The organism is Stutzerimonas sp. FeSN7 (assembly GCF_030263795.1).
Taxonomy (GTDB): domain Bacteria; phylum Pseudomonadota; class Gammaproteobacteria; order Pseudomonadales; family Pseudomonadaceae; genus Stutzerimonas; species Stutzerimonas stutzeri.
Genome location: NZ_JARPMN010000002.1, coordinates 145,512 through 172,197 on the forward strand (window position 1 = coordinate 145,512; position 26,686 = coordinate 172,197).

At 67.2% G+C, this 26,686-nt stretch carries 24 protein-coding genes; 11 read left to right on the forward strand and 13 right to left on the reverse strand.

Annotated features, from left to right (window positions below):
* Window positions 1-19: 19 nt before the first annotated feature.
* Window positions 20-1,753, forward strand: coding sequence for a DUF4153 domain-containing protein (locus P5703_RS23525; RefSeq protein ID WP_285590496.1), 1,734 nt, complete (start codon window positions 20-22; stop codon window positions 1,751-1,753).
* Window positions 1,754-1,811: 58 nt separating this feature from the next.
* Here P5703_RS23525 and ilvD read toward each other — a convergent pair whose 3' ends face one another.
* Window positions 1,812-3,650, reverse strand: coding sequence for a dihydroxy-acid dehydratase (gene ilvD / locus P5703_RS23530; protein ID WP_013984363.1), 1,839 nt, complete (start codon window positions 3,648-3,650; stop codon window positions 1,812-1,814).
* A gap of 511 nt (window positions 3,651-4,161) precedes the next feature.
* On the opposite strand from ilvD, the gene P5703_RS23535 reads away from it, so the two are divergent.
* Entirely contained in the window at window positions 4,162-5,010 is an 849-nt protein-coding gene (locus P5703_RS23535) for a poly(ethylene terephthalate) hydrolase family protein (RefSeq protein WP_169918081.1), read from the forward strand.
* Window positions 5,011-5,060: 50 nt separating this feature from the next.
* Here P5703_RS23535 and P5703_RS23540 read toward each other — a convergent pair whose 3' ends face one another.
* A complete protein-coding gene (locus P5703_RS23540) occupies window positions 5,061-6,257 on the reverse strand; it encodes a class I SAM-dependent rRNA methyltransferase (protein WP_013984361.1) in 1,197 nt (398 codons plus the stop codon).
* Window positions 6,258-6,357: 100 nt separating this feature from the next.
* A complete protein-coding gene (locus P5703_RS23545; RefSeq protein ID WP_013984360.1) occupies window positions 6,358-6,897 on the reverse strand; it encodes a type 1 glutamine amidotransferase domain-containing protein in 540 nt (179 codons plus the stop codon).
* 130 nt (window positions 6,898-7,027) lie between these two features.
* On the opposite strand from P5703_RS23545, the gene P5703_RS23550 reads away from it, so the two are divergent.
* From P5703_RS23550 to P5703_RS23565, 4 genes are all read left to right on the forward strand, one after another.
* Window positions 7,028-7,894 carry an HDOD domain-containing protein gene (locus P5703_RS23550; protein WP_019406047.1) on the forward strand — a complete coding sequence of 289 codons (867 nt, stop codon included), beginning with the start codon at window positions 7,028-7,030 and terminating at the stop codon, window positions 7,892-7,894.
* Between the two features lie 56 nt (window positions 7,895-7,950).
* Window positions 7,951-8,763 carry a bifunctional DNA-formamidopyrimidine glycosylase/DNA-(apurinic or apyrimidinic site) lyase gene (gene mutM, locus P5703_RS23555; protein ID WP_017244120.1) on the forward strand — a complete coding sequence of 271 codons (813 nt, stop codon included), beginning with the start codon at window positions 7,951-7,953 and terminating at the stop codon, window positions 8,761-8,763.
* A gap of 114 nt (window positions 8,764-8,877) precedes the next feature.
* Entirely contained in the window at window positions 8,878-9,219 is a 342-nt protein-coding gene (locus tag P5703_RS23560) for a hypothetical protein (RefSeq protein WP_013984357.1), read from the forward strand.
* A gap of 103 nt (window positions 9,220-9,322) precedes the next feature.
* Window positions 9,323-11,158, forward strand: a complete 1,836-nt coding sequence (locus P5703_RS23565; protein WP_125460085.1) for a Na/Pi cotransporter family protein — start codon at window positions 9,323-9,325, stop codon at window positions 11,156-11,158.
* On the opposite strand, the gene ggt is transcribed toward P5703_RS23565, so the two are convergent.
* The 6 genes from ggt to P5703_RS23595 form a co-directional block, all read right to left on the reverse strand.
* Entirely contained in the window at window positions 11,142-12,875 is a 1,734-nt protein-coding gene (ggt, locus tag P5703_RS23570) for a gamma-glutamyltransferase (protein ID WP_125460084.1), read from the reverse strand. The two genes, P5703_RS23565 and ggt, sit on opposite strands and share 17 nt — an antisense overlap.
* A complete protein-coding gene (locus tag P5703_RS23575; protein ID WP_008568547.1) occupies window positions 12,875-13,126 on the reverse strand; it encodes a YfhL family 4Fe-4S dicluster ferredoxin in 252 nt (83 codons plus the stop codon). Before P5703_RS23575 ends, ggt begins: the two co-directional genes overlap by 1 nt.
* 102 nt (window positions 13,127-13,228) lie before the next feature.
* Window positions 13,229-13,708: a pantetheine-phosphate adenylyltransferase gene (gene coaD, locus P5703_RS23580; protein WP_044403635.1), complete on the reverse strand. Its 480-nt coding sequence runs from the start codon at window positions 13,706-13,708 to the stop codon at window positions 13,229-13,231.
* Between the two features lie 130 nt (window positions 13,709-13,838).
* Entirely contained in the window at window positions 13,839-15,434 is a 1,596-nt protein-coding gene (locus P5703_RS23585) for a GMC family oxidoreductase (RefSeq protein ID WP_169918079.1), read from the reverse strand.
* A 70-nt stretch (window positions 15,435-15,504) separates the two neighbouring features.
* Window positions 15,505-16,050 (reverse strand): twin-arginine translocation pathway signal protein, encoded by a 546-nt coding sequence (locus tag P5703_RS23590; protein ID WP_074967169.1) that lies wholly within the window; start codon window positions 16,048-16,050, stop codon window positions 15,505-15,507.
* Between the two features lie 33 nt (window positions 16,051-16,083).
* Window positions 16,084-17,514 carry a coniferyl aldehyde dehydrogenase gene (locus P5703_RS23595; RefSeq protein ID WP_169918078.1) on the reverse strand — a complete coding sequence of 477 codons (1,431 nt, stop codon included), beginning with the start codon at window positions 17,512-17,514 and terminating at the stop codon, window positions 16,084-16,086.
* A 201-nt stretch (window positions 17,515-17,715) separates the two neighbouring features.
* Here P5703_RS23595 and P5703_RS23600 point away from each other — a divergent pair, with 201 nt between their 5' ends.
* The gene (locus P5703_RS23600; protein WP_169918077.1) at window positions 17,716-18,387 is read left to right on the forward strand and encodes a TetR/AcrR family transcriptional regulator; all 672 of its coding nucleotides are present in this window, start codon (window positions 17,716-17,718) and stop codon (window positions 18,385-18,387) included.
* Between the two features lie 21 nt (window positions 18,388-18,408).
* On the opposite strand, the gene P5703_RS23605 is transcribed toward P5703_RS23600, so the two are convergent.
* Window positions 18,409-19,395 carry a hydrolase gene (locus P5703_RS23605; protein ID WP_256449711.1) on the reverse strand — a complete coding sequence of 329 codons (987 nt, stop codon included), beginning with the start codon at window positions 19,393-19,395 and terminating at the stop codon, window positions 18,409-18,411.
* 174 nt (window positions 19,396-19,569) lie between these two features.
* Between P5703_RS23605 and P5703_RS23610 the strand changes: the two genes are divergently transcribed.
* Entirely contained in the window at window positions 19,570-19,974 is a 405-nt protein-coding gene (locus tag P5703_RS23610) for a hypothetical protein (protein ID WP_043942372.1), read from the forward strand.
* Here the strand turns inward: P5703_RS23610 and rsmD are convergent.
* From rsmD to P5703_RS23625, 3 genes are read right to left on the reverse strand one after another with little or no spacing between them, the layout of a single operon-like run.
* Window positions 19,968-20,585: a 16S rRNA (guanine(966)-N(2))-methyltransferase RsmD gene (gene rsmD, locus P5703_RS23615; RefSeq protein WP_011915000.1), complete on the reverse strand. Its 618-nt coding sequence runs from the start codon at window positions 20,583-20,585 to the stop codon at window positions 19,968-19,970. The two genes, P5703_RS23610 and rsmD, sit on opposite strands and share 7 nt — an antisense overlap.
* Window positions 20,585-22,126 carry a M16 family metallopeptidase gene (locus P5703_RS23620; protein ID WP_169918075.1) on the reverse strand — a complete coding sequence of 514 codons (1,542 nt, stop codon included), beginning with the start codon at window positions 22,124-22,126 and terminating at the stop codon, window positions 20,585-20,587. Before P5703_RS23620 ends, rsmD begins: the two co-directional genes overlap by 1 nt.
* Complete coding sequence (locus tag P5703_RS23625) at window positions 22,119-23,471, reverse strand: M16 family metallopeptidase (RefSeq protein ID WP_049340272.1); 1,353 nt, start codon at window positions 23,469-23,471, stop codon at window positions 22,119-22,121. The genes P5703_RS23620 and P5703_RS23625 overlap by 8 nt, the downstream gene beginning before the upstream one ends.
* A 227-nt stretch (window positions 23,472-23,698) precedes the next feature.
* Here P5703_RS23625 and ftsY point away from each other — a divergent pair, with 227 nt between their 5' ends.
* Genes ftsY through ftsX form a run of 3 tightly spaced genes read left to right on the forward strand, consistent with a single transcriptional unit; the run spans window position 23,699 to window position 26,645 of the window.
* A complete protein-coding gene (ftsY, locus tag P5703_RS23630) occupies window positions 23,699-24,961 on the forward strand; it encodes a signal recognition particle-docking protein FtsY (RefSeq protein WP_111481861.1) in 1,263 nt (420 codons plus the stop codon).
* Entirely contained in the window at window positions 24,958-25,626 is a 669-nt protein-coding gene (ftsE, locus tag P5703_RS23635) for a cell division ATP-binding protein FtsE (protein ID WP_011914996.1), read from the forward strand. Before ftsY ends, ftsE begins: the two co-directional genes overlap by 4 nt.
* Window positions 25,626-26,645, forward strand: coding sequence for a permease-like cell division protein FtsX (gene ftsX, locus P5703_RS23640; RefSeq protein WP_084903600.1), 1,020 nt, complete (start codon window positions 25,626-25,628; stop codon window positions 26,643-26,645). Before ftsE ends, ftsX begins: the two co-directional genes overlap by 1 nt.
* Window positions 26,646-26,686 lie beyond the last annotated feature (41 nt).

Sequence of the window (26,686 nt, forward strand, 5' to 3'; positions counted from 1 at the left end):
ACCGGCAAAAGGAACGTGCATGGAACTGACAGGCGAAGCCCGCCCGCTGAAAGTCTATCTGGCGGTCGGATTGCTGCAGGGTTTGGCGCTCTGGGCGGCCAGCGAGACCTGGCCGCACGCTGCTGGCTGGCGGGTTCTGTGTTCGGCGCTGCTGGCCCTCACGGTAATTGGCGGCTGGCAGGTGCAAATGCTCTGGGGCGGGTTGTGCGAGGCCGGACGCTGGCGCCTGGTGCTTGCCTCTGCCGCGCTGCCGGCCGTGCTGGCGGGCGGCCTCGCGCTGCAGTTCGAGCAGCCGCGCTGGTATTACCTGGGTGAATCCGTCGGTACCCTGCTGCTCTGGAGCAACCTGATCCTGGCCTATGTGCTGACACCCTTCATCCAGGCGCGGGATATCGATCATCGTTGGCGTGTCGCCTACGCCGCGCTATACCGGCATGCCATCAACAACGGCCTGCTGCTGTTCATGGCGCTGCTGATGCTGGCGGCGTTCTGGCTGCTGATCTGGCTCTGGGCTGGCCTGTTCAAGCTGGTCGGCATCAGGCTTTTCGCAACGCTGTTCGAGTCGTCCGGCTTTATCTGGGTGGCCAGCGCGACGGTCGTCGCCATCGGGCTGTGGATCGGTCTCGAGCGTGGCCAACTGGTCGATGCGCTGCGCAACGTGCTGCAGGCGATGTGTCGCTTCCTGCTGCCGCTGACGGTCCTGATTCTGCTGCTGTTCGTGGTTTGCCTGCCGTTCACCGGTCTGCAGCCGTTGTGGGAAACCCGCCACGCGACGCCGATCCTGCTGGCCATGGTGTTCGCCCATGTCGCGCTGCTCAACGGCGTCGTTCAGGATGGCCGGCAAGCGGTGCATTACCCGCGTGCGCTGCGCGTGCTGGTCGACGCCAGCTCCCTGTGCCTGCCGCTTCTGGCCGGTCTTGCGGTTTACGCGCTGTGGCTGCGGATCGGTCAGTACGGGCTCACGCCTGATCGGGTGGTGGCGCTCGGGGCGACCCTGGTGGCGCTGCTGCACGCGCTGGCGCTGACGGCGGCGGTGCTGCAACGGCGGGATGGCTGGTTGGCGGGCTTGCGCCGGAGCAACCCGCTGCTGGCGCTGGTTTCGGTGGCGCTGTTGCTGCTCATGCATTTGCCACCGTTGAGCCCGTTGCAGCTCAGCGCAGCCAACCAGTACCAGCGCCTGCTCGACGAGCAGGTGTCGGCAGAACGCACCGACCTCGGCGCACTGCGCTTTCAGCTGGGACAACCCGGTCGCGACCATCTCGAAAAACTGCGCCAGCGCCTGAGCCAACCGGGCATCGCCGACGCGCGTCGGGCGCAACTGCAGGCGGACCTGCAGCGACTGGACAAGGCCGACAACTACTGGAACTGGCGACACGCGCACGACATGGCCAACACCGCTCCCGTGCCATGGATCGGCGCGCCTCTCGAAGATGCCGACGGCGCCTTGGCCCAGGCGATTGCGACCCAGGGCTGTGACGGTGACTGCGCCCTGTTTGCCGTCGATCTGGATGACGACGGCGAGCCCGAGGTACTGCTGCTACGCGGTGCGCGGCCGCGAATCGTGACGGTGCTGGGGCGTGAGGCGAACGGCAGCTGGCGCTGGATCGGCCACCTTCGCAGCGCCGACGAGCAGACCCTCGACGGCGCGACCCTCAAGGAGCAGATCGAGCGTGGGGCCTGGCGGGTGGTGGCGCCGCGTTTCAATGCGCTGCAGATCGACGGGATACGGCTGGAGCCGGCGATTACCGAATAGCGCGCATGAAAAAGCCCGACGCAAGGTCGGGCTTTTTTGTTGCGGCTGCGGCAGCCGATCAGCCGTCCAGCATCGCCTTGTCGCGCACCGCGCCCTTGTCGGCGCTGGTGGCCAGCAGGGCGTAGGCCTTGAGCGCGGTCGAGACCTTGCGCGCGCGCGGCTGCGCCGGCTTCCAGCCCTTCTTGTCCTGCTCGATGCGACGGTGGGCCAGCTCTTCATCCGACACCTGCAGCTGGATGCTGCGGTTGGGAATGTCGATCAGCACCTTGTCGCCGTCCTGCACCAGACCGATGGCGCCGCCCGCGGCCGCTTCCGGCGAAGCATGGCCGATGGACAGGCCCGAGGTGCCGCCGGAGAAGCGACCGTCGGTGAGCAGCGCGCATTCCTTGCCGAGGCCCTTGGACTTCAGATACGAGGTCGGGTAGAGCATTTCCTGCATGCCCGGGCCGCCCTTCGGACCTTCGTAGCGAATGATGACGATGTCGCCTGGCTTCACCTCGTCGGCGAGGATGCCTTTCACGGCGCTGTCCTGGCTTTCGTAGATCTTCGCCGTGCCTTCGAACACGTGAATGGACTCGTCCACGCCGGCAGTCTTCACCACGCAGCCGTCCAGGGCGATGTTGCCGTAGAGCACGGCGAGGCCGCCTTCCTGGGAATAGGCGTGCTCGACGCTGCGGATGCAGCCTTCGGCACGGTCCAGGTCCAGGCTCGGCCAGCGGGTGGCCTGGCTGAAGGCGACCTGGGTCGGGATGCCCGCCGGGCCGGCCTTGAAGAAGGTATGTACCGCTTCGTCCTGGGTCTGGGTGATGTCCCATTCGGCGATGGCATCGGCCATGCTCGGGCTGTGCACGGTGGAAACATCGGTGTGCAGCAGGCCGCCGCGGGCCAGCTCGCCGAGGATGGAGAAGATGCCGCCGGCGCGGTGCACGTCTTCCATGTGGTACTTCTGGATGTTCGGTGCCACCTTGCACAGCTGCGGCACCTTGCGCGACAGCGCGTCGATGTCGCGCAGGTCGAAGTCGACCTCGGCTTCCTGGGCTGCGGCCAGGAGGTGCAGGATGGTGTTGGTCGAACCGCCCATGGCGATGTCCAGGGTCATGGCGTTCTCGAAGGCCTTGCGGCTGGCCACGTTGCGCGGCAGTACGGACTCGTCGCCGTCCTGGTAGTAACGCTTGCACAGCTCGACGGCGATACGCCCGGCGCGCAGGAACAGCTGCTCGCGGTCGGCGTGGGTGGCCAGCGTGGTGCCGTTGCCCGGCAGGGACAGGCCGAGGGCTTCGGTCAGGCAGTTCATCGAGTTGGCGGTGAACATGCCCGAGCAGCTGCCGCAGGTGGGGCAGGCGCTGCGCTCGTATTCGGCGACCTTCTCGTCGGAGCAGGAATCGTCGGCGGCCACCACCATGGCGTCGACCAGGTCCAGGCCGTGGTTGGCCAGCTTGGTCTTGCCGGCTTCCATCGGCCCGCCGGAGACGAACACCACCGGGATGTTCAGGCGCAGCGCGGCCATCAGCATGCCGGGGGTGATCTTGTCGCAGTTGCTGATGCAGACGATGGCGTCGGCGCAATGCGCATTGACCATGTACTCCACGGAGTCGGCGATGATCTCGCGCGACGGCAGCGAATAGAGCATGCCGTCGTGACCCATGGCGATGCCGTCGTCGACCGCGATGGTGTTGAATTCCTTGGCCACGCCGCCGTGCTTCTCGATCTCGCGGGCGACCAGCTGGCCCATGTCCTTGAGGTGCACGTGGCCGGGGACGAACTGGGTGAAGGAGTTGGCGATGGCGATGATCGGCTTCTTGAAGTCTTCATCCTTCATGCCGGTGGCGCGCCACAGCGCCCGGGCACCGGCCATGTTGCGGCCGTGCGTGGAGGTTTTCGAACGGTAATCAGGCATGACGGTTCCTGCGGCTAATCAGGTAATCGGAGGTATGCGTATGGTGAGCAACGCCTGTGCCGGATGCAACGGAGGGTGACCGCGCGTTCGGAAGGGGCCGGGTCGAGGCGGGGTAATCGCTCGTGGGGCCTGGGCTCTGGGTCCGCCGTGTGGTGAATGGCGAGATATCACCGATTCTACGCACGTTCCGGCAGCCGGGCCAGGCGGGACGATTGCCGGTACGCCGGCATGCCGCGAGCTAGCCGCGCGGGGCCGCCTGAGCGGCCGTCCGGGGTGCGCATCCGCCGAAATTCGCCGCTTTGACCGCTGGTCCGCTTCTGCCTGCGTGCGACTGGCGGGTCGATTATCGCTCGCTACAGTCCATTCCCGACCGCTTCGCTGGCTGTCGCGCCTCTGCAGATGCGCGCTGCCCGCGGGTGGTCGGTCGCCGGTAGGTGTCCGTTTCGCGGCGGTAGGGCAGCGTTCGACCGGCGATGAATCCTTATACCAATGACAAGAACGAGGAATGCAGATGCACAAGTTCACACTTGGATGCCTGAGTGCCACGGCGCTGGTCGCCCTGTTCGTTTCCGCCATCGCCGCTCCGCTGCCCGATACGCCCGGCGCGCCGTTCCCGGCGGTTTCGAGCTTCGACAATTCCGGTCCGTACGCGGTCACCAGCCAGAGCGAGGGGCCCAGTTGCCGTGTCTATCGGCCACGCACGCTCGGCCAGGGCGGGGTCCGGCACCCGATCATCCTCTGGGGTAACGGCACCGGTACCGGGCCGACGACCTATTCCGGACTGCTGACCCACTGGGCCAGCCATGGATTCGTCGTCGCCGCGGCGGAAACCTCCAACGCCGGCACCGGACGGGAGATGCTCGCCTGTCTGGATTACCTGGTGCAGGAGAGCAACCGCACCTATGGCACCTATGTCGGCGTGCTCAATACCGGGCGGGTCGGGACCTCGGGGCACTCCCAGGGCGGCGGCGGTTCGATCATGGCCGGCCGGGACGACCGCGTCCGGGCCACCGCGCCGATCCAGCCGTACACCATCGGCCTCGGCCATGACTCGTCCTCGCAGCGCAACCAGCGCGGGCCGATGTTCCTCATGTCCGGCGGGGCGGACACCATCGCCGTGCCCTACCTCAATGCGCAGCCGGTCTACAGCCGGGCCAACGTGCCGATCTTCTGGGGCGAGCGGCGCTATGTCAGCCATTTCGAGCCGGTTGGCAATGGCGGCGAGTATCGCGGCCCGAGCACGGCCTGGTTCCGCTACCAGCTGATGGACGACCAGTCGGCGCGCAGCACCTTCTATGGCCGGCTCTGCCGGCTCTGTACCAGCCTGCTGTGGAGTGTGGAGCGCAAGGGCATCGAGTAAGGCAGGGGAAGCGCAGGGCGGTCCGCCGCCCTGCGCAACCGGATGGCCGATCAGCTGTTGGGCAGGATGCGGCAGGTCAGGCTCTTGATGTAGCGGGTCTCCGGGATCGCCGGATGCACCGGGTGATCCGGACCCTGGGCGCCGCGCTCGAGCAGCTGGATGTTGCGATCCAGATGGCGCGCGCTGCCGAGCAGGATGTTCTGCAGGTCGTCCTCGGGCAGGTGCATCGAACAGCTGGCGCTGACCAGGATGCCGTCCTTGTTCAGCAGCCGCATGGCGGTTTCGTTGAGGCGGCGGTAGGCGGCCTCGCCGTTCTTCAGATCCTTCTTGCGCTTGATGAACGCCGGCGGATCGGTGATCACCACGTCGAAGCGCTCTTCGGCGTTCTTCAGTTCCTTCATCGCCTCGAAGGCATCACCTTCGACGCAGGTCATCTTCTCGGCTACACCATTGAGCGCAGCGTTGCGCTCCACGCCATCCAAGGCAAAGGCCGAGGCGTCGACACAGAACACTTCGCTGGCGCCGAAGGCGGCGGCCTGCACGCCCCAGCCACCGATGTAGCTGAACAGGTCGAGCACGCGCTTGCCCTTGACGTAGGGCGCCAGGCGCGCACGGTTCATGCGGTGATCATAGAACCAGCCGGTCTTCTGGCCCTGCAGCACCGGCGCCTCGAACTTCACGCCGTTCTCTTCCAGCGCGACCCACTCCGGTACCACGCCGAAGGCGGTATCGACGTAGCGTTCAAGGCCTTCGGCATCGCGGGCGCTGGAGTCGTTCTTCCACAGCACGCCGCGCGGCTTGAGCACCTGCACCAGCGCTTCCAGCACGGCATCCTTGTTGCGCTCCATAGTGGCCGAAGCCAGCTGCACCACCAGGTGGTCGTGGAAGCGGTCCACCACCAGGCCCGGCAGCAGGTCGGAATCACCGTAGATCAGGCGGTAGCACGGCTGATCGAACAGGCGCTCGCGCAGCGACAGCGCGACCTGGATGCGATGCACCAGCAGCGACTTGTCCAGGCTGTGCTTGAGATCGCGCGACAGCAGCCGTGCGCAGATCAGGTTGTTCGGCGACACCCCGACGATGCCCAGCGGCTTGCCTCCGGCGGCCTCGAGGATGGCCTGGTCGCCAGCGGCGAAGCCGGCCAGGGGCGTGGCCGCGGTGTCGACCTCGTTGCTGTAGACCCACAGGTGGCCCGCGCGCAGGCGGCGATCGGCATTGGCTTTGAGGCGCAGGCTGGGCAGGGTCATCGGCAGGGCTCCGGAAAAAAGACGGGCATTCTAAACGAGCGGCAGGCGGCGCGCGCCGGGTCGGCGGAAAAACGCTCGCCGCGTGCTGCCGCTGTCTCGCTCAGGCGGACAGGGCGTCGATCAGCGCCTGGCTGAATGCCGGGATGTCATCGGGTTTGCGGCTGCTGATGAGCTGGCCGTCCACCACCACCTGCTCGTCGACCCACTCGGCACCGGCGTTCTTCAGGTCGTCGGTGAGCGAGGGCCAGCTGGTCATGCGCTTGCCCTCGACCAGGTCGGCGGAGATCAGCAGCCAGCCGCCATGGCAGATCACCGCGATGGGCTTGTTCGCATCGGCCGCCGCCCGGACCAGCTTCTGCGCGGTTTTGTCGGTGCGGATGGTGTCGGAATTGACCACGCCGCCGGGCAGCAGCACGGCGTCGTAGTCCTCCATGCGTATGCTGTCGAAGGTGTTGTCGACATGGAACTTGGAGGCCGGGGTGGTGTGGTTCCAGCCGGTCACCTCGCCGTTCTTGGCGGAGATGATCTCGGCGGTTGCGCCGGCCTTTTCCAGCGCCTCCTTGGGCCCGGTCAGCTCGACCTGCTCGAAACCGTCGGTCACCAGAATGGCCACGCGTTTGCCGTTGAGGGATTGGGACATGGGCTTACCTCCGTCTGTCTGTCGGTAACACTCGCCGAATGCGAGTCACTTGAAATGGGACCCACATCTCAGCCAAAGTTCGCCCTTTCCTGCCGATAGCACTTTGCCTTACCTGTCCGAGCGTCCCGCCATGGCCGTTGAACTGTCCGCCGATCAAATCCGCCGGGTGCTGCAAGGCATCAGCGTGCCGCCGCAGCCGCAGATCATGGTCGATCTGCAGATGGAGCAAGTCATGCCGGTGCCCGACCTCAAGGCCATCGCCCGGTTGATCAGCCAAGACCCGGGGCTCTCCGGCGCGCTGCTGAAGATCGTCAATTCGCCGTACTTCGGCCTGACCAACCGCATCGCCTCCATCCAGCAGGCGGTCAACCTGCTCGGCTGCGACTCGGTGATCAACCTGATCAACGCCCAGTCGATCAAGGGCGAGATGAGCGACGAGACCATCGTCACCCTCAATCGCTTCTGGGACAGCGCGCAGGACGTGGCCATGGCCTGCCTGACCCTGGCCAAGCGCATCGGCTACCAGGCGCCGGACGAGGCTTACGCACTGGGGCTGTTCCACAACTGTGGCATTCCGCTGATGCTCAAGCGCTTCCCCGGTTACATGGCGGTGCTGGAGGAAGCCTACGCCAGTACCGGCGAGGGCCAGCGCATCGTCGACATCGAGAACCGCGTGCTCAGCACCAACCACGCGGTGGTCGGTTACTTCACCGCCAAGTCGTGGAACCTGCCGCTGTACCTGTGCGATGCCATCGCCAATCACCACAACGCGTTGTCCTTGTTCTCCGACGACTCGGGGCGTGACGCGCCGATCAAGACGCTGCTGGCGATCCTCAAGATGGCCGAACACATCTGTGCCTGTCATCGCGTGCTGGGCGGTCAGCCCGAGGACCACGAGTGGGACAGCGTCGCGCGCCTGGTGCTCGACTATGTCGGCCTGTCGGATTACGACTTCGTCTGCCTGAAGGAAAGCATTCGCGAACTGGGCGTGGGCTGACGCTCCGGCGCCGGCCTGCTAAGGTCGGCATCCCTTCGCCGTAACCGTATCTCGCCATGCCCGAACTTCCCGAAGTCGAAACCACCCGCCGTGGCATCGAGCCGCATCTGGTCGGCCAGCGCGTCAGCCGCGTGCTGGTGCGTGACCGACGCCTGCGCTGGCCGATTCCGGAAGATCTCGACGTGCGTCTGTCCGGCCAGCGCATCGAGGCCGTCGAGCGGCGCGCCAAGTACCTGCTGATCCGCGCCGAGAGCGGCACGCTGATCGTCCATCTCGGCATGTCTGGCAGCCTGCGTCTGGTGGACGCGGCATCGCCCGCGGCCAAGCATGAGCACGTCGACATCCTGCTGGAGTCCGGTCAGGCCCTGCGCTACACCGATCCGCGGCGCTTCGGCGCGATGCTCTGGAGCGACGAGCCGCTGGCGCATGTACTGCTGGCCAGCCTCGGGCCCGAGCCGCTGGGCGAGGACTTCGATGGCGACCGGCTGTATCGGCTGTCGCGCGGGCGCAGCATGGCGGTCAAGCCGTTCATCATGGACAACGCTGTGGTGGTGGGCGTCGGCAACATCTATGCGAGCGAGGCGCTGTTCGCCGCCGGGATCGATCCGCGGCGGCCGGCCGGCAGCATCTCGCGGGCGCGCTATCTGAAGCTCGGCGAGGAGATCCGCCGCATCCTGGCCATGGCCATCGAGCGCGGTGGCACCACGCTGCGCGATTTCGTCGGTGGCGATGGCAAGCCCGGTTACTTCCAGCAGGAGCTGTTCGTCTATGGCCGTGGCGGAGAGTTCTGCAGGAACTGCGGTGGCACATTGCGCGAGATTCGCCTCGGTCAGCGCGCCAGTGTCTACTGCGGTCGCTGCCAACGCTGAGGCGGCGCAACTGCGCGCGCGTTGACGGCGTTCACGCCCCGCGGGCCCTGGCCGCTGCTATAGTGGCCGCCACAACTAAAATTGCCGCGTTTCGCACAGCTGAAGGACCACACCATGAATCTGTTCCGCTCCACCGCTGCTGTCTTGGCTCTGACCACTGGCCTGCTGGCAATGCCGGCGCACGCGGAATCGGTCCCGCAGAACGCCAGCGGCGATCCGATGTACACCGTCGAGGCTCCGAAGGCCTACTCCATGATCGGTGACCTGGTCATCGCCCGCCCGCTGCTGATCGGCGCGACCGTGCTGGGCGCCGCCGCTTTCGTCGTCAGCCTGCCGTTCACCGCGCTGGGCGGCAATGTCGGTGAGGCGGGCAAGGCGCTGGTGGTCGAGCCAGGCAAGGCAGCCTTCGTACGCTGCCTGGGCTGCACCACCAGCGGCTACAACGCACAGAATTGACCGGCATCATCCGCACCGCGACTGGCAGGCGCTGAGCCTTCCGATCGCGGTGCCGCTGCAGTAGGCTTCGCCTCCCCAGTTCATCTATCCGCGCGAAGCCATCTTGAAACCTTCCTTCTTCAAGATCCTCCTGCCCCTCGCGGGCGTATTGCTGCTGTCCTGGTCGTTCTGGGCCAGCAGCGGCTGGCTCGAACTCTGCGCGGGGCTGGCGCTGTTCCTGTTCGGCATGCAGTGCCTCGAGGAGGGCCTGCGTCAGCTGGCCGGCAGCACACTCGAGCAACTGCTCGCCCGCAGTACCGCGACCCCGTTCAAGGGGCTGATGTTCGGCGTCAGCGGCACCATGCTGCTGCAGTCCAGCACGCTGGTATCGCTGCTCACCATCGCCTTCATCAGTACCGGGCTGATCAAGCTCGCCGGCGGTATCGCCATCCTGTTCGGCGCCAACCTGGGGTCCACCACCGGCATCTGGCTGCTGGCGCTGGCCGGGCAGAACGTCAGCCTGAGTCCGCTGGCCTTGCCGCTGCTGGTCTTCGGGGTGCTGGCCAGCTTCAGCGGCGACAAGGGCAAAGCGGCCGGGCGCATCGTGCTCGGTATCGCCTTCATCTTTCTCGGTATCGATCAGATCAAGACCGGTTTTTCCAGCTTCGGCGGCATGGACCTGTCGCAGTATCACGCCGGCGGGCTGACCGGCCAGCTGCTGTTCGTCGGCATCGGCCTGCTCGCCACCGTGGTCCTGCAATCGAGCCACGCAACGCTGATGCTGACCCTGACCGCGTTGGCCGCCGGTCAGCTGGATCTGACTCAGGCGCTGGCCACCGCCATCGGTGCGAACGTCGGCACCAGCGTCACCACCGCCTTTGTCGGCTCGCTGGGCGGTAACCGCAGCGGCCAGCGCCTGGCCCTGGCGCATGTGCTGTTCAACGTCACGACCGCCATCCTGGCAATCGCACTGCTGGTGCCCCTGGCCTGGCTGGTGCAGTGGCTGGTCGCGCCGCTGGGGTTGGGCGAGAACCGGCTGATTCAGCTGGCGCTGTTCCACAGCCTGTTCAACGGCATGGGCGTGCTGCTCTTCTGGCCCTGGCAGACGCAGCTGGCAAACGTCCTGCTGCGCGTGCTGCCGGAGCGGGCCGAGCCGACGGTGCTGATCACCGAGCTGACGCCAACGCCGGCGGATGGCGTGACCCATGCGCGCTATCTCAACGAGCGGGCACTGGATTCGGCCGATGCCGCGGCCAGCGCGGTGGCTCAGGAGCTGCAGCACCTGGCACGCCTGAGCCTGGAGGTGATCTGTCATGCCCTCTACCTGCCGGTCGAGCAGCTGCGTCAGCAGGGCCGGGTCGACGAAGCGCTGCTGCATGCCCGTCCCGAAGCCCAGGCGCTGGACGCCGAACATCTGTACCAGCGCCATATCAAGGGTGTGTATTCCGATCTGCTGACGTTCATGGGCCGCCTGGAGCTGCCGCTGGACGAGAGCCATCAGGCGTTCTGGGTGAACTGCCAGGTCGCCGCGCTGCAGCTGGTGGATGCGGTCAAGGATGCCAAGCACCTGCAGAAGAACCTTGGCCTGTACCTGCGCCAGGACGATTCCGCCGCGCGCCAGGCCTATGTCGAACTGCGCCGGCAGCTGCTGGAATCGCTACGGGAAATTCGCGCGCTGAATCACTCCGAGCTGCCCGATGAGCTCTGGCGCGAGCGGCTGAACTGGCTGGACGAACGTGCCGCACACTTCGACACCGAGTTTCGCCGGCGGCTGTTCGAGTCGATCCGCAATCACAAGCTGGACGGCCTGCAGACCAGCTCGCTGATGAACGACCTGGGCTATGCCAGCCGCATCATCCAGAGCCTGCGCAACGCCCTGCTGCTGGGTGAGGGCCACGAGCTGACGCGTCAGCTGCGGCAGCTGGCGGCGGACGACGGCCCGGTCATTGTGCAGCCGTGATCGGCTGGCGCCGTGCGGGTACCTTCAGCGCGCGGCCGATGCCGCGCGGGTCGCTGGCCGCTTCGACCTTGCCGCTCGGCTTGTGCCAGTAGAGCACCTGCTGGTTGCCGTAGTCCCGCTCGATCAGCCTGGGCTGGTGGCCGCGGGCACGTAGCGCGTCCAGCTGGGCCGCGCTGAAGGCATCGGCCTCGTACTGCAGCACGTCCGGCAGGTACTGATGGTGGTAGCGTGGCGCCGCCGGCCAGGCCTGCACCGGCTCGCCGTCCAGATAGGACAGGGCCGAGAGCAGCACCATGCTGGGAATGCGACTGCCGCCGGGGGTGCCGAAAGCGGTGAATTCCTCGCGGCTCTCGATGAAGGTCGGGCTCATGCTCGACAACGGCCGCTTGCCCCCGGCGATGGCGTTGGCGCTGCTGCCTTCCAGACCGTAGGCGTTGCTGCCGTCGATGTCGGCGGCGAAATCGTCCATCTCGTCGTTGAGCAGTACCCCGGTGCCGGGCACGGTGAAGGCGGCGCCAAACATCATGTTCAGCGACAGCGTCGCCGCCACCGCATTGCCTTCGGCATCGATCACGGCGAAATGCGTGGTGTGCTCGCCCTCGCGCCAGCGTGGTGCCGGTGGCAGGTCGCTGCTCGGGGTGGCGTGCTCGCGGTCGATGGCGGCGGCCAGCTGGTCCAGGTAGCGCGCGGACAACAGCCGCTCGATCGGTGCGGCGACGAAATCGGGATCGCCCAGCAGCCCGCGGTCACGGTACGCGCGACGCAATGCCTCGACCACCAGGTGGCTGCGCTGCAGCGGTTCGGCCTCACGCCAGGCGAGGCGTTCGAGGATGCCCAGGCTCTGCGCGAGGATCACCCCGCCGGCCGAGGGCGGCGGCGCACCGATCAGCTCGCGGCCATCGGCCAGGGCGAACCGCAGGGGCTCGCGCTCCACGGTGCGGTAGTCGGCCAGGTCGTCCAGCGACCAGATGCCGCCGGCCGCACGTACGCCCTGGACCAGCTTCTGTGCCAGTTCGCCGCGATAGAAGCCGTCACGGCCGTTGCTGGCGAGTCGCTCCAGGGTTTGCGCCAGTTCCGGCTGGCGCAGCAGATGACCTTCGGCCGGAAGATCGCCTTCGTCGAGAAACAGCCGCGCACTCTCGGGATCGTCACGCAGTGCGGCCAGGCGCCAGCTGGCGCGCTGGCGGTACACCGCATCCACCTCGAAGCCGTCGCGGGCCAGGGCGATGGCCGGCGCCAGGGTTGCCTCGAGTGGCAGGCGACCACGTTGTTCGGCGAGCTCGACCAGCGCCGCTGGCGTGCCGGGAATCGCCGCCGCCAGCGGGCCGTTCAGCGACAGGTCGCGCTGGAACTGCCCGTCGCGCAGATACAGGTCCGGCGTGGCGGCGCGCGGCGCCCGCTCGCGGGCGTCGAGAAATACGTGACGGGCCGGTTCGGCGGCCTCGCGCAGCAGAAAGAAGCCACCACCGCCGAGCCCCGAGCCATAGGGCTCGACCACGGCCAGTGCGGCGCTCACCGCGACGGTGGCGTCGAAGGCGTTGCCGCCTGCTTCAAGGATCTGGCGGCCGACTTCGCTGGCCAGGGGGTGGGCAGTGGCGACGGCACCATTGTCGAGCGGGTTGGCCTGGACGCTGCAGGCCAGTAACAGCAGGGCGGCGAACCAGCCGTGGAGCACCCTGAACAGGAGCCTCCGCCGGGTCGGTCGCCGCCAGCGCATCACGCCTTGCCGGTGATGATCAGGTATTTCTGCATCAGTTCGTCCTTGCTCTCGACGTTGTTCTCGTCGAGCGGGATGCAGTCCACCGGGCAGACCTGCTGGCACTGCGGTTCGTCGTAGTGGCCGACGCACTCGGTGCAGAGGTTGGGGTCGATGACGTAGATCTCTTCACCCTGGGAGATGGCGCCGTTGGGGCACTCGGGTTCGCAGACGTCGCAGTTGATGCAATCGTCGGTGATCTTGAGGGACATGGAACAACTCCAGCCGTCCAAACACGGCGGTCTATCGGAACAGGAGCGGAATTGTGCCGGAATGCGGGGGCCGGCGCACCACCTGTGCGCGCCGGCCGGCGGTCAGCGCTTGAAGCGCTCGGCCAGGGCGTCGGCCACGGCGGGGTGGACGAACTTGCTGATGTCGCCGCCCAGGGCCGCGATTTCGCGTACCAGGGTGGAGGAGATGAAGGAGTACTTCTCGGACGGGGTGAGGAACATGCTTTCCACGTCCGGGGCGAGCTGGCGGTTCATGTTGGCCAGCTGGAATTCGTACTCGAAGTCGGAGACGGCGCGCAGCCCACGGAGGAACACGTTGGCGTTCTGTTCCTTGACGAAGTGCGCCAGCAGGGTGGAGAAGCCCACCACTTCGACGTTGGGCAGGTGCTTGGTGACTTCCTTGGCCAGCCCTACGCGCTGCTCCAGGGAGAACAGGGGGTTCTTCTTGGGGCTGGCGGCGACCGCGATGATCACGGTGTCGAACAGGCGGGAGGCACGCTCGATCAGATCGGCATGGCCCTTGGTAATCGGGTCGAAGGTGCCCGGATACAGCACTCGGTTCATCGCTACGTCCTGGGGTGGGTCCGTAAGGGAGTCGGATGGTAGCGCAGGCCGCACCCTGCGGCAAAGGCGCACAGGTGCGGTTCACGCGGTCCGTCGGATGCCGGGCCCGCCGGGCGCGGGCCCGGGGGCGTCAGGCCTTGCCCAGGCGCTTGGCCAGCTCGGTGGAGAGCTGGGCGGTGAGGCCGTAGACCGACAGCTGGGGGTTGGCGCCGATGCTGGTGGGGAACAGCGAGCCGTCGTGGATCGACAGGTTTTCCAGCTGGTGGTGGCGTCCGAGGCTGTCGGTGACGGCCTGCTTCGGATCCTCGCCCATGGCGCAGCCGCCCATGACGTGGGCGCTGCCCAGGCGGGTGCGGTACAGCTCCAGGGACAGGCGGTCGATCAGTTCGCGGGCTTCGGCCGGGGTCTTCACGTAGTCGGCGTCGGCGTGCAGCGGCAGCACGGCCTTGGCGCCGGCGGCGAACTGGATCTCGGCCATGGTGTGGAAGGCCCGGCGCAGGCCGTCCCAGGTGTAGTTGGTGAGGCGGTAGTCGAGCACCGGGCTGCCGTCGCCGCGCAGCTCCACGGTGCCTTCGGCGCTTTCCGGGTGGAAGCCGTCGCGCAGCAGCGCCAGCATCACGTTGGTGTGGGGCAGCTGCTCCATGCGCAGGGCGTTGTCCTCGCCGAAGCGGCCGAGCAGGGTGGCGGTGAGCGCCGGTTGCAGCGGCGGTACTTCGAGTTTGTAGGACATGCGCCCGGTGGTGCCGTCGTCCCACTGGTAATGGTCGGAATAGATGGATTGCGGCGCGCCGTAGAACGGGTTGATGACCTGGTCGAACTGCGCGGCGGAGAAGTTCACCAGGTGCAGGAAGGTGCGCTTGCCGGCGCGGCCGTGAGGGTCGGGGGCGTCGGAGCGCAGCAGCAGGCCGGGGGTGTTGATGCCGCCGCCGGCCAGCACGTAGTGGCGGGCCTTGACGGTGATGGTGCGGCCGGTGGGGGCGACGCAGCGTTCGTCCATGGCCTGGCATTCGATGCCGGTGACCTTGTCGCCCTGGATCAGCAGGCGCTGGGCACGGGCGAGGTAGAGCAGCTCGCCGCCCTTGTCGAGGGTGGCGGGGATGGTGGTGACCAGCATCGACTGCTTGGCGTTGGTCGGGCAGCCCATGCCGCAGTAGCCGAGGTTCCAGCAGCCGCGCACGTTGCGCGGGATGACCTTCCAGTGCAGGCCGAGCTTCTCGCAGCCCTGGCGCAGCACGTCGTTGTTGGCGTTCGGCGGGATGGCCCAGGGCGCGACGCCCAGGCGCTGTTCCATCTTCTCGAACCAGGGGGCCATCTCGGCCGGGCTGTGCCCTTTGACGCCGTGCTCCTTGGCCCAGTGCTCCAGGGTCGGCTCGGGGGTGCGGAAGCTGGAGGTCCAGTTCACCAGGGTGGTGCCGCCGACGGCACGGCCTTGCATGATGGTGACGGCGCCGTCCTTGGACATGCGGCCGATGCCTTCCTGGTAGAGGGAGGGATAGGCCTCGGCTTCCTGCATCTTGAAGTCGCTGCTGGTCTTCAGCGGGCCTTCCTCGATGATCAGCACCTTGTAGCCGGCGGCGCTGAGGATCTCGGCGGAGGTGCCGCCTCCGGCGCCGCTGCCGACGATGGCGACGTCGGCTTCCAGGGTCAGGTCCTGCTCCAGGCGGGAGCCGTTGTGGGTTTTCCAGCCGCGGGCCAGGCCCTCGGCGAACAGATCAGGTACGGGCATCAGCTCAATCCTCGGTCGCGCCGGCCGGCCTGGCGGTCGGGGCGCGGGGTTCTTGTTGTGGTCGCGGCGCTCAGACGGTCGGCGGACCGGGGTAGCCGCAGTGCGCCCAGGCTTCCTGCCGGCTGTACCAGGCCATCATCACCAGCTGCAGCAGGGAGGCGTGCCCCATTTTCAGCAGGCCGATGAAGCTGTTCTGCCAGCGCGAGAGGAAGGTGCGCACGTCGTCGGCGCTGGCGTTCTCCCAGCTGCCCCAGATGCCGGTGAGCGGGCCCCGGGTGATGGGCAGGGCGAGCACGTCGAACAGCTGCACGGTGAGCTTGAGCATCTCCGGGGAGAGGTGGGCCAGGGCGTTGTCCAGGCTCTGGATGGTGCCGGCAACGGCCTGGGGCATCTGCTCGGCGGCGACGGCGCCGGCGAGCATCACCGGGATCAGTGCCTTCAGGCAGGGCAGGTCGGAGTCCCGCAGCACGACCATGCCGTTGGCCGGTGTGGAGGCGGAGCAGCCGGTGAGGGTGGCGGTGACCCCGGCGGTGGCGAGGAATGCGCCGCCGACGAGGCCGACTTTCAGCAGGCCGCGCCGGGTAAGCCCCGGCGCTTGGAGGGTGGTGTCTGTCATTGTTGTTGTGACCCCATCAGGTCCCTTGCAGGGTTAGCGAACGAACAGCTTGTAGACCAGTTTCTGAATGGCTTTGCCGTAAGGCGGGTAGATCATCCGGGCGGCGTTGAAGCGTTGCTTGGCGAACACCGCCTTGGCCTTGCTGAAGGTGAGGAAGCCTTCATGGCCGTGGTAGTGGCCCATGCCGGACGGGCCGATGCCGCCGAAGGGCATGTCGTCCTGGGCGACGTGCAGCAGGGTGTCGTTCAGGCAGACGCCGCCGGAGTGGGTCTGCTCCAGCACGTGCTGCTGCTCGCGCTTGTCGTAGCCGAAGTAGTAGAGGGCCAGGGGGCGCGGGCGCTGGTTGACGTAGGCGAGGGCGTCGTCGAGGCGGTCATAGGGCACCACCGGCAGCAGCGGGCCGAAGATCTCGTCCTGCATCAGCTTCATGTCGTCGTTCACGTCCAGCACCAGGGTGTGGGCCAGGCGGCGGGCCTGGTCGCCGGGGAACAGCGGGATGAGCCGCGCGCCCTTGGCTTCGGCGTCCTGCAGGTAGCCCTTCAGGCGCTGCAGCTGGCGCTCGTTGATGATGGCGGTGTAGTCGGGGTTGTCCGCCAGCTTCGGGTAGAAGCGGTTGACCGCCTCGCGGTAGGCGTCGATGAAGCCCTGCACACGGTCCCGCGGGACCAGTACGTAGTCGGGGGCGACGCAGGTCTGGCCGGCGTTCATGGTCTTGCCGAAGGCGATGCGTTCGGCGGCGTCCGCCAGGGGGACGCCGGCGGAGACGATGGCCGGTGACTTGCCGCCCAGCTCCAGGGTCACCGGGGTGAGGTTCTCGGCGGCGGCGCGCATCACGTGGCGGCCGATGCTGGTGGCACCGGTGAACAGCAGGTGGTCGAAGGGCAGCTTGGAGAAGGCGACGCCCACGTCGGCCTCGCCCAGCACCACGGCGACCTGGTCCTCGGGGAAGATGCGCCCAATCAGTTCCTTGAACAGCTGGGAGGTGGCCGGGGTGGATTCGCTCATCTTGATCATCACCCGGTTGCCGGCGGCCAGCGCACCCACCAGCGGGCCGATGGCGAGGAACAGCGGGTAGTTCCACGGCACGATCACGCCGACCACGCCCAGGGGCTGGTAGACCACCTTGGCGGAGGCGGGCTGGAAGGCCAGGCCGACGGCGCGGCGGGAGGGCTTCATCCAGCGGCGGATGCGGCGGCGGGCGTAGTGGATGCCGTGCAGGCTGGGCATGATCTCGGCCAGCAGGGTCTCGTCCGCCGAGCGGTTGCTGAAGTCCTGGCTGACGGCGCGGATCAGGGCGTCCTGTTCGTTGAAGATCAGGTCGCGCAGCGACTGCAGCCACTGCATGCGCTGCTCGGCGCTGGGCATCGGGTGGTTGCCATAGGCGGCACGTTGGCGGGCGAACAGTTCTTCCAGCTGGCTGATCTGCTGCTGGGTCTGCTGCAGGTAGGCGACATCGGCGACCATGGCGGCACCTCTTCGTTATTGTTGGACATGCCGATTTCTAGAGTAATTGCTCTAGAGTGTCAAATAGCATGACGCGGCCGGCCGACCCTTGCCTACCAAACGAAAAGTTGGGCTGCCCGCCCCCGGGGCGTCGATTCACGGCCTCTGGGTAGTTTTGTTACCCTCGGCCACCTTTTTGGCGCCTGTGAGACCGACCCGCCCATGGCCCCACGCATCAAGACCCGCGAACGCATCGTGCAGAGCAGCCTGGAGCTGTTCAACGCCCAGGGCGAGCGGACGGTCACCACCAACCACATCGCCGCGCACCTGGGTATCTCGCCGGGCAACCTCTACTACCACTTCGCCAACAAGCAGGCGATCGTCGCCGAGCTGTTCGGCCGGTATGAGGCGCGGGTGGACACCTTCCTGCGCCTGCCCCAGGACCGGCCGCTGAACATGGACGACAAGACCTTCTACCTGGAGGCGCTGCTGGCGGCCATGTGGCACTACCGCTTCCTGCACCGCGACCTGGAGCACCTGCTGGAGTCCGATGACGAGCTGGCGGCGCGCTACCGGGTGTTCGCCCAGCGCTGCCTGGGGCATGCCCAGGCGATCTACCGGGGCTTCGTCGAGGTGGGGATCCTGCGCATGGATGCGGCGCAGATCGAGGCGCTGGCGCTGAACAGCTGGATCATCATGACCTCCTGGGTGCGCTTCCTCTGCACCACCCGCAGCGCCCCGGGCGACCTGGACCAGCGCCTGCTGATGCGCGGCATCTACCAGGTGCTGGCGCTGGAGGCGGGCTACGTCACCGAGGGCTGCCGGGAGGCCGTGGCGGCACTCCAGGCCCGGTTGTTCGTGCCGCTGGAGCAGGTGGTGCCGCCGCTGGGCTGACGTTGGCCAGGCGCAGGCCTGTCAGCGCGGCAGCGCGGCCAGCCAGGCGGGAATGCGTCGTTCCAGGTAGTAGTCGGGCTGGCGCGGCGAGCCGCCGATGAAGCCCACATGCCCCCCCTTGTCGTGCAGCTCCAGCCGGGTGCTGGCGGACAGCTCGTGGGCCTCCGGCACGCTGTGGCGGAACACGAAGGGGTCGTCCGCCGACTGGATCAGCAGCGTCGGCACGCGGATGGCACCGAGGAAGAAGCGGCTGGAGGCGCGCCTGTAGTAGTCGTCGGCATCGGCGTAGCCGTGCAGCGGCGCGGTGATGCGCCCGTCGAAGTCCCAGAAGGTGCGCAGGCCGTCCAGCGGGCCGAGCTGCTCCAGCACCGACAGGCGGTCGGCCATGCCCTGGTGGGCGAACAGGCGCTGCTTGTCCCGCACGTAGGCGACCATCTCGCGCATGAAATGCCGCTGGTAGACCCTGGAGAAGCCCAGGCCGATGCGATCGGCGCACTGGTCCAGGCGGAACGGCACCGACACCGCCACCGCACCCTGCAGTGGGCAGGCCTCGCCGGACTCCCCCAGGTACTTCAGCAGCACGTTGCCGCCCAGGGAGTAGCCCACTGCATGGAGCGGCGCCAGGGGGCGGGTGCGGCGCAGGTGTTCGACGGTGGCGGCCAGGTCTTCGCTGGCGCCGGAGTGGTAGCCCCGGGGCAGCAGGTTGGGCTCGCCGGAGCAGCCGCGCCAATTGATCGCCACGCTGGCCCAGCCCTGCTCCGCCAGGCGCTGCTGCAGGCCGAGCACGTAGAGCGAGCTGGACGAGCCGGTCAGCCCGTGGAGCACCAGCACCAGTGGGGCATGGGCGTCATGGGGGCCGTACCAGTCCAGGTCGATGAAGTCGCCATCCTCCAGCCACAGGCGCTCGCGCTGGCGTTCCAGCCGGGGCGGGTTGCGAAAGAAGGGCGACCACAGCGTCTGCAGGTGCGGGCCTGGCAGCCACCACGCCGGTTGGAAAGGGTCGGACACGTTCGCTCGGATTCCTCTGTTTAAGCGCGACGTTAGAGCGCTGCCCGGCGGAAGAAAAGCGCCATGCAGGGGCTGAATGGTGCTGGCCGGGCGGCGGCGTATGCCTTTGGAGATATGGTCAGCGCCACGCGGGCGGTGGACAGTGGGCGCCGGTATACCCATCTGGACCAAACCATGACCCTGACCCCCTTCGACCAACTGCTGGCGGCTGCGCGCCAGGAGCGTGTACCGCAGCGCCTGCTGTTCGTCTTCGTCAGCGCCGAACTGCCTGCCGATGCCACCGAGGCCGAGCGGCAGCGCTTCGAGGAAAACGGCGGCGGCTCGCTAAAGCCGGTGCTCTGCGTCGACAAGCTGCCCGAGGAACTGCGCGATTTCGCTACCCTGCGCGAGGAGTCCGCACGTACCGGCGTGGCCTGGGACCTGCTGTTCGCCGCTGCGCTGCCCGGCCATGCCGGCATCACGCCCAGCTCCGACGAGGCCGAGCAGCCGTTGAAGATGATGGTCGGCTCGATCGAGACCGGCAATATCGGGCGCTTTCTCGCCTTCGATCGCCACGGGCAGACCGTCGACTTCTACTGAGTGGCGGTTGGCTCGCTGGGGCCCTGGCGTTCCCACAGGGCATAGAACACCTTGCCGGCCTTCTTCTCCCGATGCAGTCGCCAGTTGCCGGGCAGGCCGAGGCTGGAAGGCGGCGCTTCGCTTTCGGTGTAGACCCAGGCGTGCGCGGCCAGCCAACCCTTGCCTTCGAGCAGCTCGCAGGCCGGCTGCAGCAGGTTCCTGTTGAACGGCGGGTCGAGAAAGACCAGGTCGAAGGGCGCCGGCGTCTGGCTGTCCAGATAGCGCAGGGCGTCGCTCTGCAGCAGCTGGCCGTGGCCGCAGTTGAGGGTGTCCAGGTGCTTGCGCAGGCTGGCGATGGCGTTGGCGTTCACGTCCAGCGCCAGGGCCATGCTGGCGCCACGCGACAGCGCCTCCAGATAGAGCGCGCCGCTGCCGGTGAACGGGTCGAGTACCCGCGCGCCCGAAAGGTAGGGCGCCAGCCAGTTGAACAGGGTTTCGCGGACCCGGTCCGGCGTCGGCCGCAGGCCTTCGGCATCGGGGAAGCTGAAGCGGCGCGAGCGCCATTCGCCGCCGATGATGCGCAACTGGCCCTGGCCGCCATGGGCGCTGGGGCGAATGGGTGGATTGGCCATCAATGCTCCGGAACGCCGCTGGGCTGTTCGATTGGTTTTTCGCTGGGCGGCGGCAGCGGTTGCTGCTCGACGCTGGGCCCGGCGGTGACGATGACGAAGGCATCTTCCTGCAGGTGCTTGTTCATCGCGTTCTTGACCTGTTCGACCGTCAGCGCCTGGATTTCGCCCATGAAGTCTTCCAGGTAGGTCAGCGGCAGGCCGTAGAAGCCGATGCTGCCGAGCTGGCCGACGATATCGGCGTTACTGGCGGTGGACAGCGGGAAACTGCCGGCGATCTCGCGCTTGCTGCGCTCCAGCTCGGCCTCGGTCGGGCCTTCGGCGAGGTAATCGCGTACCAGCTGCTGCACCAGTTCCAATGCCCCATCGGTGAGTTCGGCGCGAGTCTGCATGCTGATCATGAACGGCCCTTCGGCGCGCATCGGGCTGAAGCCGGAATAGATGCCGTAGGTCAGGCCGCGCTTCTCCCGTACTTCTTCCATCAGTCGCGTACCGAAACCGCCACCGCCGAGGATTTGATTGCCCAGATAAAGCGCCGCATAGTCCGGATGGCCACGAGGGATGCCGAGCTGGGCCAGCATCAGGTGGCTCTGGTTGGAGGGGAAGTCGATGTGGTGCTTGCCGGCCGCGGGTGGTTGGGGCGAGGGCGTCGTCGGCAGTGCCGGACCTTGTGGCAGCGCGGCGGAAACCTGGGCGGCGAGTGCTTCGGCTTCCTCACGGGAAAGGTCGCCGACCAGCGCGATCACCGCATTTCCAGCCGCGTAGGCACGGGCATGGAAGTCGCGCAGCTGCTCGACGCCGATCGCCGGAATCGACTCGGGCGTGCCTTCGCTGGGGTGGGCGTAGGGGTGATTGCCATATAGCTGGGCGAACAGCTCCAGGCTGGCCAGCTTGCCGGGGTTCTGCTTCTGGAATTCGAAGCCGGCCAGCAGCTGGTTCTTGATCCGCTGCAGCGAGTCCTCGGGGAAGGTCGGCTGGCCGATGACCTGATTGAACAGCGCCAGTGCCGGCTCGCGCTTGTCCGGCGCGCTCAGGCTGCGCAGGCTGACCACCGCCATGTCGCGGTAGGAGCCGTTGCCGAAGTCTGCGCCGAGGCCTTCGAAACCACGGGCGATGGCGCTGACGTCCTTGCCTTCGACGCCCTCGTTGAGCATGGCATTGGTCAGCAGCGCCAGGCCGGGTTCCTCACCGTCCTGGCTGCTGCCGGCGGAGAAGGTCAGGCGCAGGTCGAACATCGGCAGCTCGCGAGCCTCGACAAACAGCACCTTGGCACCTTCGGCGGTCTGCCAGCTCTGGATGTCCAGTTTGCGTCGGGCCAGCGGCTGGTCGCTCAGTTCGCTGAGGGACTCGAGGCGGGGTTTCTCCGTTGCCGTGGCCGCTTCGCTCGCTACGGCGGGTTGGGCGGCCTCGCGGGCCACGTCCTGTTTCACTGGTTCGCCGGGGCGCGGCAGGGCGGTGGAGCCTTCATCGCAGCCCGCCAGGCCGAAGCTGGCCGCCAGCAGCAGGCCGAGCAGGCCGTTGCGCAGGGCTTTGCAATCACTCATCTCGGGCTTCCTCGGGCAGAACATGGGCGACGCTCAGGCGCGAGCGGGTGAAATAGCTGCGCGCAGCCTGCTGGATGTCTTCGGGCGTGACGGCCTCGAGCGCCGCCAGCTCCTCGTCCATCAGCCGCCAGGACAGGCCGACGGTTTCCAGCTTGCCGATGGTGGTGGCCTGCTGGGTGATGGAATCGCGCTCGTACACCAGCCCGGCGATGACCTGGGCGCGAACCCGCTCGAGTTCGTCCGCCGAGGGTGGCGCCTCCTTGAGCGCGTCCAGTTCCCGCCAGAGACCGGCTTCGACTTCTTCCAGGGTGCGGCCCTTCTGCATGTTCGGCGCGGCGCTCAGGACAAACAGGCTGTCGCCGCGGGCGTAGGCGTCGTACCAGGCCGAGGCGCTGGTCACCAGCTCCTCGCCACGTTCCAGCCGCTCCGGCAGACGCGCGCTGTAGCCACCGTCGAGCAGGGCGGAGATCAACCGCAGCGCGTGCACCTGGCGGGCATTCTCCTCGGTCGCGAGACTGGGGGCGTTGAACGCCATCAGCAATGTCGGCAACTGCGTCCTCACGTGCAGCCTGAGGCGGCGCTCGCCCGGTTCGTCCAGTTCCAGCGGCCGCTTGGCCGTCGGCACCTCGCGTCGTTCGATGCCGCCGAAGAAACGCTCGGCCAGCCCGCGTACCTCGTCGGCTGTCACGTCGCCGACCACCACCAGGGTGGCATTGTTCGGCGCGTACCATTGCTCGTACCAGGCACGCAGCTCGTCGGCCTGCATGCGATTGAGGTCATCCATCCAGCCGATGGTCGGGTTGCGGTAGCCGCTGGCCGGATAGGCGATGGTCTTGAAGCGCTCATAGGCCAGCGAGCTGGGCTTGTCGTCGGTGCGCAGGCGGCGTTCTTCCTTGATCACTTCGATCTCGCGGGCGAACTCTTCTGGCGGCAGCTTGAGGCTGGCCAGGCGATCGGCTTCGAGTTCGAAGGCCACGGCCAGACGGTCGCGGGCCAGCACCTGGTAGTAGGCGGTGTAGTCGTCGCTGGTGAAGGCGTTTTCCTCGGCGCCCAGCTCACGCAGGATGCGCGAGGCTTCGCCGGCGTCGAGCTTGCGGCTGCCCTTGAACATCATGTGTTCGAGGGCATGGGACAGGCCTGTCTGGCCGGCGGTCTCGTAGCTGGAGCCGACCTTGTACCAGAGCTGGGAAACCACCACCGGGGCGCGGTGATCCTCGCGAACGATCACCTTCAGGCCATTGTCGAGGAAGAACTCGTGGGTCGGCTGGTTGTCTGCTGCAGCCACTAGCGGCAGATAGAGCGCTCCGAGCAGCAGGGCGGCGGCGCGGCGTAACGTCAGAGGCATAGTCGGGACTCGTCCAGGTTGGTGCCCGCCACGGTGGATGGCAGGGCGGCGACACGGCAGCCATGGTAATGGCCGGCGCGGGTCAGGCAAAGCCGGGGTATCCGTACAGCCGGCTCGGTCGCAGTGCCGCGCTTAGCGCACCTGCTTGGCGAGGTGCTAGGATAGGACCCATTTTGAGGCCGGCAGCCTGGCTGCCGGCGTTTCGCATCCTTGAGAATACCTTCTCCATGTTTGGTTCCAACGACGACAAGAAGACGCCGGCCGAGCCCGGCGAGAAGAAAGGCCTGTTCGGCTGGCTGCGCAAGAAGCCCCAGCCCGCTTCGGCAGAGCAGCCCGCCACCGAGCCTCAAGCGGACAGCGAACCGGTCGAGCAGACCGTGGCGAATGTCGAAACGCCTGCCGCCACGCCGCAGCATGAGGAGCCTCGCGCCGTCGAGGCCGATCTGCAGCCGACCGAGGTGATCGAGTCGCCGCTGCCAGACCCTGTACCCGAACCCGAACCCGAACCCGAACCGGTATCTGCCCCGGTCGTTGCGGCCACGTCGGAAGCGCCGGCCAAGCTCGGCTTCTTCGCTCGCCTGCGCCAGGGTCTGTCGAAGACCAGCGCCAGCATCGGCGAAGGCATGGCCAGCCTGTTCCTCGGCAAGAAGGCCATCGACGACGATCTGCTCGACGAGCTGGAAACCCGCCTGCTGACCGCCGACGTCGGCGTCGAGGCGACCACCGCCATCATGCAGAACCTCACCCGGCGCGTCTCGCGCAAGGAGCTGGCCGACAGCGGCGCGCTCTACACCGCGCTGCAGGAGGAGCTCGTCGGCCTGCTCAAGCCGGTCGAGCAGCCGCTGGCGATCGATGCCGGCAAGCGTCCCTACGTGATCCTGGTGGTCGGCGTGAACGGCGTCGGCAAGACCACCACCATCGGCAAGCTCGCCAAGAAACTGCAACTCGACGGCAAGAAAGTCATGCTCGCCGCCGGTGACACCTTCCGCGCCGCAGCGGTGGAGCAGCTGCAGGTCTGGGGCGAGCGCAACGGCATCCCGGTGATCGCCCAGCACACCGGCGCGGATTCCGCCTCGGTGATCTTCGATGCCGTGCAGGCCGCCAAGGCACGCGGCATCGACGTGCTGATCGCCGACACCGCCGGCCGCCTGCACACCAAGGACAACCTGATGGAAGAGTTGAAGAAGGTCCGCCGGGTGATGGGCAAGCTCGACGAGTCGGCGCCACATGAGGTGCTGCTGGTGCTCGATGCCGGTACCGGACAGAACGCCATCAACCAGACCCGCCAGTTCAACCAGGCGGTCGAGCTGACCGGGCTTGCGCTGACCAAGCTCGACGGCACCGCCAAGGGCGGCGTGATCTTCGCCCTGGCCAAGCAGTTCGGCACGCCGATCCGCTACATCGGCGTAGGCGAAGGTATCGACGATCTGCGCACCTTCGAGGCCGATGCCTTCGTCAAGGCGCTGTTCGCTCAGCGGGAAGACGCATGATCCGTTTCGAACAGGTCGGCAAACGCTACCCCAACGGTCACGTCGGGCTGCACGAGCTGTCCTTCCAGGTCAGGCGTGGCGAGTTCCTCTTCGTCACCGGCCATTCCGGCGCTGGCAAAAGCACACTGCTGCGCCTGTTGCTGGCGATGGAGCGGCCCACCAGCGGCAAGCTGCTGCTGGCCGGGCAGGACCTGTCGCGCATCACCAATGCGCAGATTCCCTTTCTGCGCCGACAGATCGGCGTGGTGTTCCAGAACCACCAGTTGCTGTTCGATCGCACCGTATTCGACAACGTCGCCCTGCCGTTGCAGATCCTCGGGCTGAACAAGCGCGAGATCGGCCAACGGGTGATGACGGCGCTGGAGCGGGTCAGCCTCAAGGACAAGGCGCTGCAGTATCCGGCGGACCTTTCCACCGGTCAGCAGCAGCGTGTCGGCATCGCCCGTGCCGTGGTGCACCGTCCGGCCCTGCTGCTGGCGGACGAGCCCACCGGCAACCTCGATCCGCGCCTGGCCGCGGAGATCATGGGCGTGTTCGAAGACATCAACCGTCTGGGTACAACCGTGCTGATCGCCAGCCACGACCTGGCGCTGATCGCACGAATGCGCCATCGCATGCTGACCCTGCAGCGTGGTCGCCTGATCGGTGACGGAGAGGCCAGCTGATGAGCAACGAACGTAACGCCAAAACCAATCCAAGCACGGCCGAGCGCGTCGGTGGTTCGGTGAAGAAGCCGGAGCAGCCGCGTGGCGACGAGCCCGATTTCAAGACGCTGTTCCACGCCTGGCTCGAGAGCCATCGGGCGAGCCTGGTGGACAGCGTCGGGCGCCTGCTCAAGCAGCCCATCGGCAGCTTCTTCACCTGTCTGGTGATGGCCGTGGCGCTGAGCCTGCCCATGGGGCTGGCGCTGCTGCTGGACAACGTCGAGCGGCTCGGCGGTTCCTGGCAGCGCGCTGCGCAGATCTCGCTGTTCATGCAGCTGGACGTCGACGCCGCCACCGGCGAGCGGCTGCGCGACCAGGTGGCCGGAATGCCGGACGTGGCCGAAGCCGACTGGATCAGTCGCGAGCAGGCGCTGGAAGAGTTCCAGCAGCTATCCGGCCTCGGCGAGGCGCTCAAGGAGCTGCCGGAGAACCCGCTGCCCGGCGTCATCCTGGTGACCCCGGACGAGGTGGACAAGGACAAGCTCGAGGCGCTGCGCCAGCAGCTGGCCGAGTTGCCCGGCGTGCAGCAGGCGCAGCTGGACCTGCTCTGGGTCGAGCGGCTGACGGCGATCCTCAAGCTCGGCGACCGCTTCGTCTTCGGCCTCACACTGTTGCTGGTGGCCACGCTGCTGCTGGTGATCGGCAACACCATTCGCCTGCACATCGAGAACCGCCGCACCGAGATCGAGGTGGTCAAGCTGGTGGGCGGTACCGACGGCTACGTGCGCCGCCCCTTCCTCTACATGGGGGCCATCTACGGCCTCGGTGCGGGGCTGATCGCCTGGCTGCTGCTGGTCTACGGTCTGGGCTGGCTGAACGAAGCCGTGGTCAACCTCGCGGGCCTCTACGGCAGCGATTTCGGCCTGGAGGGCGTGCCGGCCGGCGATGCGCTGTCGCTGGTGATCGGTGCGGTGCTCCTTGGTTACATCGGCGCCTGGCTGGCTGTCGCACGGCACCTCAGCGAGCTTGCGCCAAGGTAAAAAGCCCTTTTAATACAATCGCTTAGCGGGTGTGTAGGGGA

Bases quoted from the DNA above. Each gene is read 5' to 3' on its own strand.
- P5703_RS23525 (WP_285590496.1), top strand. From the start codon at position 20: ATGGAACTGACAGGCGAAGCCCGCCCGCTGAAAGTCTATCTGGCGGTC.
- ilvD (WP_013984363.1), bottom strand. From the start codon at position 3,650: ATGCCTGATTACCGTTCGAAAACCTCCACGCACGGCCGCAACATGGCC.
- P5703_RS23535 (WP_169918081.1), top strand. From the start codon at position 4,162: ATGCACAAGTTCACACTTGGATGCCTGAGTGCCACGGCGCTGGTCGCC.
- P5703_RS23540 (WP_013984361.1), bottom strand. From the start codon at position 6,257: ATGACCCTGCCCAGCCTGCGCCTCAAAGCCAATGCCGATCGCCGCCTG.
- P5703_RS23545 (WP_013984360.1), bottom strand. From the start codon at position 6,897: ATGTCCCAATCCCTCAACGGCAAACGCGTGGCCATTCTGGTGACCGAC.
- P5703_RS23550 (WP_019406047.1), top strand. From the start codon at position 7,028: ATGGCCGTTGAACTGTCCGCCGATCAAATCCGCCGGGTGCTGCAAGGC.
- mutM (WP_017244120.1), top strand. From the start codon at position 7,951: ATGCCCGAACTTCCCGAAGTCGAAACCACCCGCCGTGGCATCGAGCCG.
- P5703_RS23560 (WP_013984357.1), top strand. From the start codon at position 8,878: ATGAATCTGTTCCGCTCCACCGCTGCTGTCTTGGCTCTGACCACTGGC.
- ggt (WP_125460084.1), bottom strand. From the start codon at position 12,875: ATGCGCTGGCGGCGACCGACCCGGCGGAGGCTCCTGTTCAGGGTGCTC.
- P5703_RS23575 (WP_008568547.1), bottom strand. From the start codon at position 13,126: ATGTCCCTCAAGATCACCGACGATTGCATCAACTGCGACGTCTGCGAA.
- coaD (WP_044403635.1), bottom strand. From the start codon at position 13,708: ATGAACCGAGTGCTGTATCCGGGCACCTTCGACCCGATTACCAAGGGC.
- P5703_RS23585 (WP_169918079.1), bottom strand. From the start codon at position 15,434: ATGCCCGTACCTGATCTGTTCGCCGAGGGCCTGGCCCGCGGCTGGAAA.
- P5703_RS23590 (WP_074967169.1), bottom strand. From the start codon at position 16,050: ATGACAGACACCACCCTCCAAGCGCCGGGGCTTACCCGGCGCGGCCTG.
- P5703_RS23595 (WP_169918078.1), bottom strand. From the start codon at position 17,514: ATGGTCGCCGATGTCGCCTACCTGCAGCAGACCCAGCAGCAGATCAGC.
- P5703_RS23600 (WP_169918077.1), top strand. From the start codon at position 17,716: ATGGCCCCACGCATCAAGACCCGCGAACGCATCGTGCAGAGCAGCCTG.
- P5703_RS23610 (WP_043942372.1), top strand. From the start codon at position 19,570: ATGACCCTGACCCCCTTCGACCAACTGCTGGCGGCTGCGCGCCAGGAG.
- rsmD (WP_011915000.1), bottom strand. From the start codon at position 20,585: ATGGCCAATCCACCCATTCGCCCCAGCGCCCATGGCGGCCAGGGCCAG.
- P5703_RS23620 (WP_169918075.1), bottom strand. From the start codon at position 22,126: ATGAGTGATTGCAAAGCCCTGCGCAACGGCCTGCTCGGCCTGCTGCTG.
- P5703_RS23625 (WP_049340272.1), bottom strand. From the start codon at position 23,471: ATGCCTCTGACGTTACGCCGCGCCGCCGCCCTGCTGCTCGGAGCGCTC.
- ftsY (WP_111481861.1), top strand. From the start codon at position 23,699: ATGTTTGGTTCCAACGACGACAAGAAGACGCCGGCCGAGCCCGGCGAG.
- ftsE (WP_011914996.1), top strand. From the start codon at position 24,958: ATGATCCGTTTCGAACAGGTCGGCAAACGCTACCCCAACGGTCACGTC.
- ftsX (WP_084903600.1), top strand. From the start codon at position 25,626: ATGAGCAACGAACGTAACGCCAAAACCAATCCAAGCACGGCCGAGCGC.